Origin of the sequence: Aeromonas sp. s1(2024), assembly GCF_040908005.1 — a bacterium.
Classification (GTDB): Bacteria; Pseudomonadota; Gammaproteobacteria; order Enterobacterales; family Aeromonadaceae; genus Aeromonas; species Aeromonas caviae.
In genome coordinates this window covers 1-14,801 of record NZ_JBFOCW010000057.1, presented here as the reverse complement: position 1 = coordinate 14,801, position 14,801 = coordinate 1, and the positions used below count along the sequence as shown (strand labels likewise).

The following is a 14,801-nucleotide window of genomic DNA, read 5'->3' as shown; positions in this document are numbered from 1 at the left end:
CGATTCAGCGGTTACCGGCGTCAGCCTGCTGGCTGACTGCGGGGGATTGCCAGGGATGGGCAATGACTTGCGCCCCCGGGGTCAGGCGGTCGATCCCCTCGATCACCACCCGCTGTCCGGCGCTGAGTCCGGACGCGATTCGGTACTGGCTATTCACCAGTTCAGCGGTGTTGACCGGAACCAGTTGTGCCTGCCCCTGGCCATCCACCACCCACACGCTGGTCTGGCCCGATGTGCGCACCACCGCCTGCTGAGGCACGCTCAGGGCGTTGGCATAGCGGGCACGGGGAATGCGCGCCTGTACGTAGAGGCCGGGCAAGAGCCGCCGCTCCGGGTTGTCCACCAGTACCCGCAGCAGTACGTCACCGGTACCGGCATCCACCTCGATGCCGGAAAAGAGGATGTGCCCCTGCATGCCGAGCGGCTTGCCATCGCTGCCGAGGATGTCCACCGTCAGTTCAGGTGCCGTTGAGCCTGCCTGCTGGCGCAGGGCTTCCAGCACCGAGGCGGGTTGACGCACATCGACGTAGACCTGATCGATCTGCTGGATCCTGGCCATGGGGGTGGTATCGGTGGGCGACACCAGGGCACCTTCGCTCACCAAGGCCTGATCGATGCGCCCGGCGATGGGGGCCTCCACGCTGGCAAATTGCAGGTTCAGCTGGTGCCGGGCCAGGGTCGCCCTGGCCTGAGCCACGTCGGCGGCCGCCTGATCCCGCTGGGACACTGCATCGTCATAGGTCTGGCGGCTGATGGCCTCGGTGCGCAGCAGCGGCACCAGACGGTCAATCTGGATACGGGCGCGGGCCAGCACGGCCTCCGCCCGCTGCAATGCTGCGGTGGCGCTGTCGACATCCGCCTTGAAGGGGGCCGGATTTATCTGGAACAGCACGGTGCCTGCGCCGATTTCGGCGCCCTGCTCGAACAGGCGGCGCTGCACGATGCCGCTGATCTGGGCCCGAATTTCGGCGCTGCGCAGCGCGGCCACCCGGGCGGGCAGATCCTCGCTGATGACCAGGTCCTGACCTGCCAGCGTCATCACCGACACCTGAGGAAGGGTCGGCGCATCTTGCGCTTGCGTCGCCCCATCGCAACCTGCCAACCCGAATGCGGCAATGACGGCGAGCAGGGTGCCCGCATACCGCTGTTTGACAAACATCATACTCACCTCGTTAAACCGTCTCCCGGGCATGGTGCTGCCGCGAGAGCACATCGAACGGGCATTATGGAGAGGGGCTATTGCGAATGATTCGAGGCTTTGTGGAGAATCCATGGAGGCGGTGATAAAGTTCAAGCCCACCATTTTCGAGTCCGACCATGTCGTATCTTCCTGCTTCCGCCAACCTGGCGGCCCAGTCACTGGTACTGATTGCAGAGGATGAAGCCGAGATAGCCGACATCCTCGCCGCTTACCTGCAACGCCACGGATTGCGCACCCTGCATGCCGCCGATGGCCGCGAAGCCCTGGCCATGCACCAGACATGCAAACCCGATCTCCTGTTGCTGGATGTGCAGATGCCGCAGGTCGATGGCTGGCAGGTGCTCAGCGAAATCCGGGCCCGTGGCGACACGCCGGTGATCATGTTGACTGCCCTGGATCAGGACCTCGACAAGCTGATGGGGCTTCGCATGGGGGCGGATGACTATGTGGTCAAACCCTTCAACCCGGCCGAAGTGGTGGCCCGGGTACAGGCGGTGCTCAGACGCAGCCAGGCTGCGAAACAGACCACGGCCCGGGTACTGCGGGTCGGCCCCTTCCAGATCGATCTGGAGAGCCACGAGGCCAGCATTTGCCGCGATGAGGGGCAGCAGATGCTGGATCTGACCCTGACCGAGTTCAAGTTGCTCGCCTCTCTGATGCGGGCTCCCAAGCGGGTGTTCAGCCGCGCCGAACTGCTGACCCACTGCCTGCCGGAGGGGGATACCCAGGAGCGCACGGTGGACAGCCACATCAGCAAGCTGCGCAAGAAGCTGGAGGCACAGGGCATCCAGGGGGTGCCCGCCAGTGTCTGGGGCGTCGGCTATCGCTTCGGGGGCGATGCGTGACATCGGCCCCCGGCCTGCGCAGGCAGATCATCCGCTCCCTGGGGCTGATGGCGCTCGGCATCATCTGCCTCGCGGTGATCGGCACCTATGTGTTCTACGCCATTGCCGTGACCTATGTGCCCGGCAGCATCTCCGAGAGCTGGATGCCCTCCAGGGTCGAGATGATCTGGATTGGCTCGACCATTCTCATTGCATTGGGGATGGCGCTGTACGTGGCGGTGCGCCTCTCTCGGCGCATCCTGACCCCGCTCAATTCGGTGGCGAACAGCCTGCGAGAGGTGGCAGAGGGCAAACTCGATGCGCGCGTGCCGCTGGATGAGCAGGCGATCGGGGAGACGGCGCAACTGGTGCGGGACTTCAACACCATGGCCGAACGGCTGCAGAGCATGACCCGTGAACGGGAGTTCTGGAATGCCGCCATCGCCCACGAATTGCGCACCCCGGTGACCATCTTGCGTGGCCGCTTGCAGGGGCTGGCCGAAGGGGTATTTGTGCCAGAGCGTGCGCTCTTTGAAGGGTTGCTGCGTCAGGTGGAGGGATTGACCCACCTGATCGAAGACTTGCGGGTACTCAGTCTCAACGACAGCGGCCACCTGGAGTTGCAACGAGAGGCGATCAGGCTGGCCGACGAGCTTGCCGTGGTGCTTGAGGCGTTTGCCACCCCTCTGGCCGCGAGCGGTTTCACCCTCAAGCGGGAGCTCGATGCCGAGCTTTGTGTCTGTTGCGATGCACTTCGCATCCGTCAGGCCCTGATGGCGCTGCTGGAAAATGCCCAGAAGCACGCGGTGCCGGGCATGCTGACCGTGCGCCTGCATCGTTCTGGCCCCCAGTGCATCCTGAGCGTGGAGGATGAGGGGCCTGGCATCAGCGAGGAGGTCGCCGCCCATATCTTCGAGGCGTTTCGCCGGGGGGATCCGTCACGCTCACGCAAGAGTGGCGGCAGCGGGCTCGGGCTGGCCGTGGTCAAGGCGATTGCCGAGGCCCACGGCGGCAGTGCGGTCTGCCAACCCGGCGGGCGGGGCGGCACCCTGTTCCTGCTTTCATGGCCCCTCTTGCACCCTGACGGCAGGTCATGACCCCGCGTTGCCGCATCGGCTCGGGATGGGCGCGCCGAGGCGCGTGTGTTGACTGTGATCCAACAGCCCAAAAAAAGCCCATCTCATGGTGAGAGACGGGCTTTTTTTATGGCTTGCAGGCAGCGCCCTCATGGGGGCGCCGGGATCAATGCTCGGCCAGCAGGGGCTCTCCCTCCTGGCGTTTGTCGTGGATGGCAAAGCGATCGACCAGGGTGGCACTGGCGTCGTTCAGGCCGATGACCGCCACCTCTTTCCCCTCGCGGCGGAACTTGATGACCACCTTGTCGAGGGCCGTGATGGCGGTGATGTCCCAGAAGTGGGCGTGCGTCAGGTCGATGACCACCTTCTCCACTTCCTCTCTGAAATCGAAACCGGCCAGGAACTGCTCGGCGCTGGCAAAGAAGACCTGGCCCCGCACCAGATAGGTACGCACGGCGCCGCTGCGCTCGCTGTCGCTCTTGACCAGCATGACGCGGGCAACCTTGTGGGCGAAGAAGAGGGAGGCGAGCAGCACCCCCACGAAGACCCCGAGTGCTAGGTTGTGGGTCGCGACCACCACGGCGACGGTGGTCGCCATCACCAGGTTGGTGGAGAGGGGGTGGCTCTTCAGGTTGCGTACCGACTCCCAGGAAAACGTGCCGATGGAGACCATGATCATCACGGCCACCAGGGCTGCCATGGGGATCTGACGGATCCACTCATCCATGAAGACCACCATCAGGATGAGCAGGGTCCCCGCCACGAAGGTGGAGAGGCGGCCGCGGCCACCGGATTTGATGTTGATGACGGACTGGCCAATCATGGCGCACCCCGCCATGCCTCCCAGCAGACCGGCGCCTATGTTGGCGATCCCCTGACCCTTGCACTCGCGGTTGCGATCGCTTGGAGTGTCGGTCATCTCGTCGACGATGGCTGCCGTCATCATGGACTCGAGCAGTCCCACCACCGCCAGCCCCGCTGAGTAGGGGAAGATGATGGCCAGGGTCTCCAGATTGAGGGGCACGTCGGGCCAGAGGAAGACCGGCAGGGTATCGGGCAGCTCGCCCATGTCGCCCACGGTACGGATGTCGATGCCCAGGGTGATGGCCACCGCCGTCAGGATGACGATGCACAGCAGGGGGGAGGGCAGCAGTTTGCCCACCACGGGAACGAGGGGGAACAGATAGATGATGCCAAGCCCGGCCGCGGTCATGGCGTAGACCTGCCAGGTGACGTTGGTGAGCTCGGGCAGCTGGGCCATGAAGATAAGGATGGCCAGGGCGTTGACGAAGCCGGTCACCACGGAGCGGGAGACGAATCGCATCAGGCTGCCGAGCCTGAGGTAGCCCGCCGCTATCTGGAAGAGGCCGGTGAGCAGGGTGGCTGCCAGCAGATACTGCAGGCCATGTTCCTTGACCAGGGTCACCATCAGGAGTGCCATGGCGCCGGTGGCGGCGGAAATCATGCCGGGACGACCGCCGACGAAGGCGATGACCACGGCGATGCAGAAGGAGGCATAGAGGCCGACCTTGGGGTCGACGCCCGCAATGATGGAGAAGGCGATGGCCTCCGGGATCAGCGCCAGGGCGACGACGATGCCCGACAGCAGATCGCCCCGTATGTTGGAGAACCACTCTTGTCTTGCACGTTCCAGCATGGGGATTTTCTCGCTCGTTGAGGATCCATGGCCACAGGCCCGCAAATCAGGGGGAATGGCGGGGATCACAGGGTTGGACTGGCTGTTGATGGTCGGGTAAACCGGCCGGTCGGCATAACCGGAGTCAGGCGGCAGAGGCCGCACAGGGCAGGGTCAGGGCGGCGTGACGGCCACCCCAGAGCACATAACAGGCATAAGGGGCGCATGTTAACAGCCGGTGCCAGGCCGGGGAAGCCCGTAAAGGGCCAGAAACGGGGGACGGGACACAAAACGATCGGCCTGTCAGTGACCAAGGTCTCATCTGGAAAGTTTATTATCCCTTCCCCGTCGAGTGCTGTTATATGATTGCGATGTTTTTTGCAAAAACTCGTGATTTTAATGCAGTTAAGTTCTGGTTATTGGTATTTCGCTCTGCGTCATGCCCTCCATCCCGCCGAGAGCGAGCCCCGAGGCTAGTGGCGGGCCCTGAGATCAGGGTTTCACGGGTTCCGTTTCTATTTGTTGGCACGTGATTCAGCTCCCATTGGGTTTCATGAAAAACAATGACGACACCATTTGAAAACAATTCGATAACATGGATACAAGCTACGCGTTAGATCTCATCTCCCGGTTCGAACAGGCCGACGATGAGCACACCATAGTGGCGTTGCTGCGCCAGTTGACGACACAGGCGGGATTTGACTACTTCAGATTGGCCCTGATGTCTCCCAGCACCATACAGCGACCGGATGTCACCATCTTCAATGGTTGTCCTCAGGAGTGGGTTGACGCCTATACCCAGGCCAACTTCTTTGCCATCGATCCCGTCGTCCAGCGCGGCATGGAGCGGAGCACCCCCATCCTGTGGGCGGATCTCATGGTGCAGGGGGTCTGTGACGATGAGCGCCTTGCGGTGATGACGCTCGCGCAGCAGGCGGGATTGCGCGACGGCATTACGTTTCCCTGGCACGGAGCCAACGGTCATGTGGGCCTGCTCTCCCTGATCACCAGCACGCCTCGCACCAGAGCGCAGTGGCTCTCTGCGGTGCCTTTTCTCAGCTGGCTATCCATGCATATCTTCGAGGCGGTGGTGAGGGTCTGTCTGGTAGGGGAGTCCTCTCATGATGCCCTGAGCCTGCGCGAGTTGGAGGTATGCCGCTGGGCGGCGGAAGGGAAGCAGACGAGCGATATTGCGCAGATCCTGGGGATCACCCCGCGCACGGTGACCTTGCATCTGAACAATGTGGTCACCAAGCTGGGGGCCAGCAGCAAGTGCCAGGCGATCTCCTGGGCGCTGAAACAGGGGGTGGTGAGGTTGAATGTAGAGCTGGCCGCCGTCGCCAATGTGGACGAACAGTAGTGTTCCCGTCGGATTGGCGCAAAAAATTGCGCGCATACCAGAAGATTACACTGCCAGTGCAATGACTGATGGTCAAACGTGTTGAAAAGTACAACTTATTGCGCCGAGCGTACTGCCTTGTGGGGGGGGGGGGGTTATAACTGATTGAAATGTAATGGGTAAAAAGAGTGGCATGGACGCTGCTAACGGATTCGGGCGAGTGTCATAACCGTTCAACCATCAGGAGCAATTCCATGCCAACCCCATGTTATATCAGCATCGAAGGTAAAACCCAGGGCAACATCACCGCCGGTGCCTTCACCTCCGATTCCGTCGGCAACATTTTCGTGCAGGGCCACGAAGACGAGATGCTGGTACAAGAGTTCCAGCACGTCGTCACCGTGCCGACCGATCCGCAATCCGGCCAGCCGGCGGGTCAACGTGTCCACAAGCCGTTCAAGTTCACCGTAGCCCTGAACAAGGCCGTGCCGCTGATGTACAACTCCCTGGCCTCCGGCGAGATGCTGCCGAAAGTGACCCTGAAGTGGTACCGCACCTCCGTCGAGGGCAAGCAGGAGCACTTCTTCAGCACTGTACTGACCGATGCCACCATCGTTGACATCGACTGCCAGATGCCCCACTGCCAGGATCCGGCGAAGTCCGACTTCACCCAGCTGATCCAGGTCTCCATGGCCTACCGCAAGATCGACTGGGAGCACACCGTTGCCGGTACCTCTGGTGCGGATGACTGGCGCGCGCCGATCGAGGCCTGATCACCGATTTATTGATTGCCGTTGTTCCTTGTAGTGCACCCCAGGGCCTGATGACTGCCGTGTCAGCCGTCACCAGACCCGTGCAAGCTTTCTCCGACCCATTCAACCGGATGTGGTCGGAGCTTTTGTGTTTTGCCATCCGGCTGCATGGCGGCTGGATGGCAAAGCACAACGAAGGCCGGTCGCGCCATCTCCCACGATTGCCTTGTCAGATGAAAGCGGCGCTTCTCAGTTTGCACCGTGCCTTCCCTCGCGATGCTGATGGCGATGGTGACCCATCTTGCGACGCGCCTGATCTCAGACGTCATCCGTGCAGCTCCCGGGGCTGCGAACTGGCAGGTTAAGGAGCCCTCATGGCAGACAGCACAGGATTACAATTCACCGTCAAGGTGGGGGCTCTGCCCGAGAGTACTTTCGTGGTGGCCGAGTTTGCGCTGGATGAAGCGCTCAATCGGCCATTCAACCTGCGCCTGGCGCTGGCGAGTGCCCAGCCCGACATCGACGTTGGCGCCGTGCTTGACCAGCCGTGCGAGCTGCTGGTCTGGTACAACGGCGAGCCGCAGCGCCGGGTGTGCGGGGTGGTCAGTGATTTTGCGCAGGGTAACAGCGGTTTTCGCCGCACCCGCTATCAGCTCATGGTGCAGCCGGCCCTGTGGCGGCTGTCGCTTCGCCACAACTCCCGCATCTTCCAGGCGCAGAAGCCCGATGAAATCCTCTCCATCCTCTTGCAAGAGCACGGCATCACCGATTACGCCTTTGCGCTCAAAAACGAGCATGCCCAGCGGGAATACTGTGTTCAGTACCGGGAAACCGACCTCGACTTTGTGAACCGCCTCGCCGCCGAAGAGGGGATGTTCTACTTCCACGAGTTTGAAGCGGGCAAGCACCGCATCGTCTTTGCCGACGACGCAGCCGCATTGACTCAAGGCCCCGAGCTCTTCTTCAACCTCGGCAATCGTTCCCTTGAGCAAGGCCCCTATGTGCGGCAGTTCCACTACCGGGAGGCGGTGCGCCCGTCGGATGTGGAGCTCAAAGACTACAGCTTCAAGACGCCGGCCTATGGCCTGTCCCACAAGCAGCGGGGGAGCGAGCTTGAGCACCAGCGCGATACCTACCAGCACTTCGACTACCCGGGCCGCTACAAAGCGGACCAGAGCGGCAAGGCGTTTGCCCAGCACCGGCTGGATGCGCTGCGCAACGATGCGGTGGCGGGCCAGGCTAAGTCCAACTGCGCCGCCTTGCAGCCGGGGCAGAGCTTCTCGCTCACTGAACATCCCAACGGCAACCTCAACACCGACTGGCAAGTGGTGCGCATCCAGCACACCGGCTTGCAGCCCCAGGCGCTGGAGGAGGAGGGGGGCAGCGGCCCTACCGTCTATCACAACGAATTTGGCGTAGTGAAAGCGAGCACCACCTGGCGGGCACGTATCGGCAGCCCGGAGGCCCCTCACAAGCCCATGGTGGATGGCCCGCAAATCGCCATGGTGGTGGGGCCCGAAGGGGAGGAGATTTACTGCGACGAACACGGCCGGGTGAAGCTGCAATTCCCGTGGGACAGATATGGCAGCTCCAACGACCAGAGTTCCTGCTGGGTGCGGGTGAGCCAGGGCTGGGCCGGCGGCCAATATGGCATGATGGCCATCCCGCGCATCGGCCACGAGGTCATTGTCTCGTTCCTGGAGGGGGACCCGGACCAGCCCATCGTGACCGGCCGCACCTACCACGCCACCAATCGACCGCCGTATGAGCTGCCGGCCAACAAGACCCGTACCGTGCTGCGCACCGAAACCCATCAGGGGGAGGGGTTCAACGAGCTGCGCTTTGAAGACCAGGCGGGACAGGAAGAGATTTATATCCACGGTCAGAAAGACCTGAACGTGCTTATCGAAAATGATGCAGCCTGGCACATCAAGCACGACGAACACAGGGACATCGACAATGAGCGGGTGACCCGCATCAAGACCAATGACCATCTCACCGTCAATGGAGAGAAGCGCGATCACATCAAGGCCGACTATTCCCTGACCGTGGATGCCAGCTTGCACCAGAAGCTGGGGCAATCCCTGCTGGTGGAAGCGGGAAGCGAGGTACACCACAAGGCGGGCATGAAGATAGTGATGGAGGCGGGTGCCGAGCTGACCCTCAAGGTGGGGGGGAGTTTTGTCAAAATCGACCCGAGCGGTGTCACCCTCTCGGGCGGCTCCATCAAGATGAACTCAGGCGGCAGCCCGGGGTCTGGCTCTGGCTGGGGCGGCCAGATGCCGATCCAGCCTGGTACGGTTGAAGTGGTGGCGCCCCCGCCTCCCATGGACCCTGCACGTCAGATTGCGACGCTCAAGTCTGCCGAACCTGTGTGCGAGATCTGTGAGCAACTGGCCAGACAGGAGGGGGGTGGCTGATGGCCATGGCTTTCGTCGCAGAGCGTCCCGAGATCGAGCTGAACAGCGGTGAGCAACTCTATCTGTTGCTCGATGGGGCGCGCATTCCCGCGCTGGAGCGCGCGTTGTTCGAGCAGGACCCATCGCCTTCCTATCAGCCTGTTTACCTTCACGCCCCCTGGGACAGCTTGCGAGAAGTGAGCCCCTGTCTGGTCTGTGCAACGCCTAATCTGCTGGATTGGTTTATGCAAAACCGCGATGCATCATGGGGTTACCTGTTATCGTCCCCTCTTTCTATGTTGCCGTTGGCCGAGCGACTGCGTGGGCTTATCGAGGTGGAGAGTCCCTATGGCAGCAGGATTTTGCTCAAGCTGGCCATGCCGGAGACCATGTGGCGGCTGTTTATGGATGATGAACCCTGGCTCTGGCAGGGGGTGGCTCAAGTCTGGATCCCGACCCGGCAGGGGGAGGGGATGGTGTGGCAGCACAAGGTTGCCGCGCCTGGAATGGGGTCCCCCATGGGGGATCGCCTGCGACTTTCCGACGTGCAGTGGCGCCGTCTGGGAGAGGTGAGCTGGTTGCACACCCTCGATGGGATAAGAGCACACATGCACACCTGGTTTGGGGCTCGCATGCTGACGCTGCCAGAACCCATGGCCTGGATTGCCCATTGGGCTGATTACGCCTATGCCCAGGGATTCGAGAGCGAGCGGGATTTGCTGCTGTTTTTCAATGTGATGGGGTATCTCGGCAGTGGCTGGTTTGATGAAGATGAGCATCCCCGGATCAAGGCGTTGATTACCCAGCGTTCGCCCCAGACCCCTTCGCAACGTATCGAGCAGGCCGCCGAGCTTGCTGCCGCATTGAGCAACAAGGATCAAGACGCATGAGTACGCCCAATCAAGCCGCCCAGTGTGCAAACACGACCGACAGCAAGAGCCCGGCAGGAGTCTGTCCGCTCAAGAACAAGAAAATTGCCATCATCCCGGTGCGTTATGCCCTGGATGAGCCGTTCTCCCCGCCACAAAAGCAGCCTCACCCAGTCCCCGCCGGAGCAGGCTTTGTGGTGCCTTTCAAGTTGAAAGAGAGCGGTTATGCCTTGCGTCAACTGCGTGATGGCTGGCTCTATGTCTATGACGAAAAGACCAAGACATTTGATGAGTACGAAATAAAGGGAGCGACCTTTATCAGCCAGAGCAAGGGAAGCAAGGGGCATCTGCTCTACCCGGCGAGCCATACCCTCTTCCTCGCTTATTCTCCCCAGCGCTGGACGGGGCGCATCAAGCATGAGATGGAAAAGAGCGGCGGTTTGCGCACCACCTGGATGCGGCAGGTGAAACTGGGCAGTTTTGCCAGCACCATGAAGGCCCCTCATTGCGGTCTGCCAGATGTGCTCGACAAGGTTGCGGATCTGGGGATGTCCAACAAGGGATTTGTGCTCTCTTCAACCCCCCTTGCCAAGCCTGCCGAAGAGGACGAGCAGGGGATCAAGTTGCTGGCTCACAAACCGGCGAGTTCGCCGACCGCCTACAAGGCGGGCATACCGGATCCCAAGAGCGCCATGGTGGTCGCTCTGGAGGACCCGCTGGCCGACCTTGCCGACCTTTCCATGAAGGTCAATCAACTGCTCGCCAAGCGCGAAGCTCTGCTGGGGAAAGATGATGCCACCATCAAGGTCAACAGCCACAAGCTGATGATGGCGGAGGTCACGCGCAACCTGGCCAGGGTGCGGCTCGACGAGAAGGAGTTGCCCGCCTCCGTCAGGGGCAATGTCGCCAGGACCCAGGCCTTTGAAGAGGCGCTGGATGATTATCTTGGGGATCGCTACCTCGCCGACATGGAGAGCATGACGGCAGAGCCCGGGATGGTGCGGTTCAACTCCCCCATGGAGAAACGGGCTGATGAGAAGCTGAAAATCTTGCGGGAACAATATGGTTTCAATCCATCCCAAAAACAGGTTTCCCAATGGAAAGAGCGCGCCGCCTTCCAGGATGAGGTCAACTGGAGCGGGCTCAATGCCTTTATCAAGCAGTATCAGGTGCCACTCAATGAGCTGGAGCTGGCCCTGACGCGGGCTCATGAAGATCTGTTCAACGGTGTGACCCGCCTCAAGGCCGATCCGCTGCCTTTTGGTCTGGACAACAGAACACCCAAGGGACAAGCCTATCTGCAGACCCTGTTTGCCGAGGCCGGGCCGGTTCTCTCTCTTAGCTGCCGCACGGAGGAGAGGAAGAAAGCGCTGGAGAAACTGCTGGGCGAAAAGAGCCGCGACAACTTGCTGGCGCTGGCCCCTTATGGCTTTGATGCCGCGTTGCACAAGGGACTGAGCGAGCTGACGGTAGACAATGTCTGGCTCAGCACCTCCTCTGGGGATATGACAGCCCTCTATGGCAGAACGGCTGATCTGGAGACGCTATTGGGGGACGAGAGATTCAAGCAAAAGTCCTGGTTCCAGACGATCGAAGCCGTCATTGAAGCCATGAAAATGGCTGGAAAGTCCATGGCCAAGGGGGCTCACGCCCAGATCATGGCGGCCATCTTGCCCCATGCCTGGAAGAACAGCCTGGCGGGCAACCTCAGACTGGTACTGCTGGAATCCCTGCTCGGCGACCAGCCGCTGCAGGTCAACCGAGACTATCGGATGCTCCACAACCGCTTCCAGCAGAAGGTCTGGATCATAGTCAAGGAGATGTCGGCCATCAGCTCCCCCCCTCCCGGGCGCAGCACCACGGTGAAGGCCATCAACGGTCAGCTAAAAACCTTGCAGCAACAGCTTGATACCCTGATTGCCAGCGAAATGCCCCTGCTGGTGAAACTGAAAGGCGATCTCTACCAGCAGCAGGCCAGACAATATGTTGGTGACTATCTGGCGAGCGTACGTAGCGGCGTGAATCAACGCATCACGGCCATGAACGAGAGAATTCCCAATCTGGCGACCTTTGGCGGGCTGGTTGCCCTGCTCAACCTCTGGAATCTGACAGTGGTCATCGCAGGGACGGCGCAAAACGCCCAGTCCATCGGTCGGGAACGGGCAAATATGCAGTTGGGCTCGGCCTTCGCCTGGACGGGTAATGCCATCGCCGCGCTCTATCAGGGGGCGGCGTGGGAGAAGCTAAAGCCGCTAGCGGCTCAGGATGGTAACCCAATCCGGTCTCTTTCAATTAAAAATGCGATTAAAGAAGGTGATCATACGGTTTTGGTTAAAGCCTTCACTTGGCGTATGGTGGCGTTTTCTAGTCTGGGTCTGGCTGCAGCAGGGGCAGAGATGTGGGATACCTTGCAGGCCAGCAAGGATCCTTTGATAAGCAGCATGGAAAAGACACTCCTGCAGATGAAAGCGGTCGTATTGCTAGGCCAGGGGGGGATCTTTTTTACCCAGCTGGTGTTCTTAGGTATCAATGGGTTGGGTGGCTCGACCATAGCAGCGATTTTTGCACCCTGGATGGCGGTTGGGTTATTTGTATTGGGCGCTGCCTATCTGGTATTGACAGTGCTGCTCAATATCTTTAAACGCTCGGATCTGGAGAAATGGTTGCTGCAATCTACCTGGGGCAAGCAGCCTGCCAACTGGTCTGTCGAAGATGAGCTCGCTCGCTTTGAAATGCTGGTCAATAAGCCAGGGGCCAGCCTGACTGTGGTACGCACCGCACCTCAGGGGTGGATGGACACAGGTCGTTCCCAGTGGCAGTTGCAACTCTCGCTCCCTGCGCACTTGCGAGGGCAGACCATAGGCCTGAAGGTCATCGGCCAGCCAATTGCGAGAGCTGGTCAGATGGTAGCGGCGCGCTCCAAGGAGGAGCTGGTGCGCTATCAAGCTGCGATGCAACCCAAGGTGATAGAGACGCTACGAGGGCGCTGGGATGAGATGGTCTATTCCTTGCCGCTGGGTGTCGATACCAATTCAGCCATAAAACTGGAACTGGGTTATCTCGGGGGCATGATTCAGCGGGAGTGCATTTTCAAGGGCAGCAGTAGCAGTGGCGGCCCTGTCACATTGAATAGCAGCAGCGGCGATCTGGGTACCATGCCCGCGTTGGTGGTCGGCAAGTTGGGGAATAATTGATGGACAAGGTGAACGAGGCAATCGAGGTGAGCGAGCAGGAAACCCCATTTCATCTGTTACCGCAGGAAGAGCAACAACACATTATCGATGCCAATCGAAAAAGGGTACGTGAGGCACAAACTCTTCATGAATGGGATATCCGGGTATCTACAGCATTTGCATGGCCAATGATATTAATAGTCGTTGGCTCTATGATGCTATTTGGAGGTGCAGCGGTATGGTTTGCTGGGGATAATGATTGGACTTTTGTTTATATGATGGTCGGAATGTCGATAGTGATGACGCTCTATTTACGTTACTTGGTGATGGCGGATAAAAACTACCATTACCGGATGACGACAGAAGGCTTAATAGTCACTTATCATGATGCCATTCCTGAAGTGGCCTATACCATAGTGCGTGGCTTGGCTTGGTTTGGGGTGGTGGTTTGCGTGATGGCGGTGGCTGTATTGGGGCCATTAGCACTGGTTGGTGCAGGTGGCATGGCTCTCTTTGCTGTATTTTTCACTGACTTTAAGAGTGAAGTCTGTGAGGAATTCACTCTATTTAACAAAAAATGGCCACACGTCTTTACCATCTCGAAGAGACATAGAGCTTTGCGGTTTGAATCTGTACCGTTTAAGTCTGCGTTCAGTCGTACACTTTATTGTAGAGTCGAGGATATAGACGTTATTCTCAATTTAATAAAGTCTCATATCCTTGTTGAGAGTGTGAAATATATCAAAGGTCACCCTGGGATTTAACCAAAAAAATTAAGTTTTTTATTCGATCAGCTATGTTAAATAGAGCAGGTCGTCAATTTTACGTAGTGAAATTTCTACCGTTGTAATCCATCAAGATCAAGCCATCTTTCTGGTTGATAAAAGTTAAACACTTGGTGGCTAACCTCTTACGGGGGTTGACCATTGGGCTAAGCGTTATCGGCCAACCTCTGGCTCTGGTCGGTCAAATGGTGCCGGTACACACTAAAGAGGACTTGGCCAGCTATCAGACCGCCATGCAACCCAGAACGCTGGAGACATATCGCGGGAGCTGGGAGGACATGGTCTATTCTCTTCCGCTGGGTGTGGATGCCAATTCGGCCATCAAACTGGAACTGGGCTATCTCGGGGGGCATGATTCAGCGGGAGTTTATTTTCAATGGTGGTAGTAGCAGTGGCGGTACTGTCATATTGAATAGTAGCAGCGGCGATCTGGGTTAAATGCCCGCGTTGGTGGTCGGTAAGTTGGGGAATAACTGATGGACAAAGTGAATGAGGCAATCGAGGTGAGCGAGCAGGAAATCCCCTTCCATCTGCTACCGCATCAGGAGCAACAACGCATTATCGATACCAATCAAAAAAGGGTGCGTGAGGCTCCTACGCTACATGAGTGGAATATTAGAGTTAGAAATCCCCACGCTTGGCTGATCATATCAATACCAATAGGGATATTGATCTTGATTGGCGCTTGGTTAGCGTTAGGAGATAACATGGCCTCTATAGGCTGGGGGTTTATTATTATGGGGGGGG

At 59.3% G+C, this 14,801-nt stretch carries 11 protein-coding genes and 1 pseudogene; 9 read left to right on the top strand and 3 right to left on the bottom strand.

Going from position 1 to position 14,801, the window contains the following annotated elements:
• Positions 1 to 4: 4 nt before the first annotated feature.
• Positions 5 to 1,162, bottom strand: coding sequence for an efflux RND transporter periplasmic adaptor subunit (locus tag AB5Y70_RS13260; protein ID WP_319872562.1), 1,158 nt, complete (start codon positions 1,160 to 1,162; stop codon positions 5 to 7).
• Between the two features lie 155 nt (positions 1,163 to 1,317).
• On the opposite strand from AB5Y70_RS13260, the gene AB5Y70_RS13255 reads away from it, so the two are divergent.
• Both AB5Y70_RS13255 and AB5Y70_RS13250 read left to right on the top strand, forming a co-directional pair.
• Positions 1,318 to 2,046, top strand: coding sequence for a response regulator (locus AB5Y70_RS13255; protein ID WP_279988911.1), 729 nt, complete (start codon positions 1,318 to 1,320; stop codon positions 2,044 to 2,046).
• The gene (locus AB5Y70_RS13250; RefSeq protein WP_279988912.1) at positions 2,043 to 3,122 is read left to right on the top strand and encodes an ATP-binding protein; all 1,080 of its coding nucleotides are present in this window, start codon (positions 2,043 to 2,045) and stop codon (positions 3,120 to 3,122) included. Before AB5Y70_RS13255 ends, AB5Y70_RS13250 begins: the two co-directional genes overlap by 4 nt.
• 145 nt (positions 3,123 to 3,267) lie before the next feature.
• Here the strand turns inward: AB5Y70_RS13250 and AB5Y70_RS13245 are convergent, their stop codons facing one another.
• Positions 3,268 to 4,758 (bottom strand): SulP family inorganic anion transporter, encoded by a 1,491-nt coding sequence (locus AB5Y70_RS13245; RefSeq protein WP_279988913.1) that lies wholly within the window; start codon positions 4,756 to 4,758, stop codon positions 3,268 to 3,270.
• 574 nt (positions 4,759 to 5,332) lie between these two features.
• Here AB5Y70_RS13245 and AB5Y70_RS13240 point away from each other — a divergent pair.
• Positions 5,333 to 6,097, top strand: a complete 765-nt coding sequence (locus AB5Y70_RS13240) for a LuxR family transcriptional regulator (RefSeq protein ID WP_279988914.1) — start codon at positions 5,333 to 5,335, stop codon at positions 6,095 to 6,097.
• A gap of 233 nt (positions 6,098 to 6,330) precedes the next feature.
• Positions 6,331 to 6,849, top strand: a complete 519-nt coding sequence (gene hcp1 / locus AB5Y70_RS13235; RefSeq protein ID WP_005332563.1) for a type VI secretion system effector Hcp1 — start codon at positions 6,331 to 6,333, stop codon at positions 6,847 to 6,849.
• A 62-nt stretch (positions 6,850 to 6,911) separates the two neighbouring features.
• Here hcp1 and AB5Y70_RS13230 read toward each other — a convergent pair whose 3' ends face one another.
• A complete protein-coding gene (locus tag AB5Y70_RS13230) occupies positions 6,912 to 7,157 on the bottom strand; it encodes a hypothetical protein (RefSeq protein ID WP_041211262.1) in 246 nt (81 codons plus the stop codon).
• Between the two features lie 45 nt (positions 7,158 to 7,202).
• Here AB5Y70_RS13230 and AB5Y70_RS13225 point away from each other — a divergent pair, with 45 nt between their 5' ends.
• The 5 genes and pseudogenes from AB5Y70_RS13225 to AB5Y70_RS13205 all read left to right on the top strand — a co-directional run.
• On the top strand, positions 7,203 to 9,248 hold the full coding sequence (locus tag AB5Y70_RS13225) for a type VI secretion system tip protein VgrG (RefSeq protein WP_279988917.1): 2,046 nt from the start codon (positions 7,203 to 7,205) through the stop codon (positions 9,246 to 9,248).
• Positions 9,248 to 10,117: a DUF4123 domain-containing protein gene (locus tag AB5Y70_RS13220; RefSeq protein WP_279988919.1), complete on the top strand. Its 870-nt coding sequence runs from the start codon at positions 9,248 to 9,250 to the stop codon at positions 10,115 to 10,117. The genes AB5Y70_RS13225 and AB5Y70_RS13220 overlap by 1 nt, the downstream gene beginning before the upstream one ends.
• On the top strand, positions 10,114 to 13,290 hold the full coding sequence (locus AB5Y70_RS13215) for a toxin VasX (protein WP_279988920.1): 3,177 nt from the start codon (positions 10,114 to 10,116) through the stop codon (positions 13,288 to 13,290). The genes AB5Y70_RS13220 and AB5Y70_RS13215 overlap by 4 nt, the downstream gene beginning before the upstream one ends.
• Positions 13,290 to 14,033 carry a hypothetical protein gene (locus tag AB5Y70_RS13210; RefSeq protein ID WP_111736022.1) on the top strand — a complete coding sequence of 248 codons (744 nt, stop codon included), beginning with the start codon at positions 13,290 to 13,292 and terminating at the stop codon, positions 14,031 to 14,033. The genes AB5Y70_RS13215 and AB5Y70_RS13210 overlap by 1 nt, the downstream gene beginning before the upstream one ends.
• A gap of 497 nt (positions 14,034 to 14,530) precedes the next feature.
• A pseudogene (locus tag AB5Y70_RS13205) lies at positions 14,531 to 14,801 on the top strand (hypothetical protein); the annotation flags it as partial.

What these genes read in the sequence shown, in the direction of transcription:
- AB5Y70_RS13260 (WP_319872562.1), bottom strand. Translation starts at nt 1,162, where the DNA reads ATGATGTTTGTCAAACAGCGGTATGCGGGCACCCTGCTCGCCGTCATT.
- AB5Y70_RS13255 (WP_279988911.1), top strand. Translation starts at nt 1,318, where the DNA reads ATGTCGTATCTTCCTGCTTCCGCCAACCTGGCGGCCCAGTCACTGGTA.
- AB5Y70_RS13245 (WP_279988913.1), bottom strand. Translation starts at nt 4,758, where the DNA reads ATGCTGGAACGTGCAAGACAAGAGTGGTTCTCCAACATACGGGGCGAT.
- AB5Y70_RS13240 (WP_279988914.1), top strand. Translation starts at nt 5,333, where the DNA reads ATGGATACAAGCTACGCGTTAGATCTCATCTCCCGGTTCGAACAGGCC.
- hcp1 (WP_005332563.1), top strand. Translation starts at nt 6,331, where the DNA reads ATGCCAACCCCATGTTATATCAGCATCGAAGGTAAAACCCAGGGCAAC.
- AB5Y70_RS13230 (WP_041211262.1), bottom strand. Translation starts at nt 7,157, where the DNA reads ATGACGTCTGAGATCAGGCGCGTCGCAAGATGGGTCACCATCGCCATC.
- AB5Y70_RS13225 (WP_279988917.1), top strand. Translation starts at nt 7,203, where the DNA reads ATGGCAGACAGCACAGGATTACAATTCACCGTCAAGGTGGGGGCTCTG.
- AB5Y70_RS13220 (WP_279988919.1), top strand. Translation starts at nt 9,248, where the DNA reads ATGGCCATGGCTTTCGTCGCAGAGCGTCCCGAGATCGAGCTGAACAGC.
- AB5Y70_RS13215 (WP_279988920.1), top strand. Translation starts at nt 10,114, where the DNA reads ATGAGTACGCCCAATCAAGCCGCCCAGTGTGCAAACACGACCGACAGC.
- AB5Y70_RS13210 (WP_111736022.1), top strand. Translation starts at nt 13,290, where the DNA reads ATGGACAAGGTGAACGAGGCAATCGAGGTGAGCGAGCAGGAAACCCCA.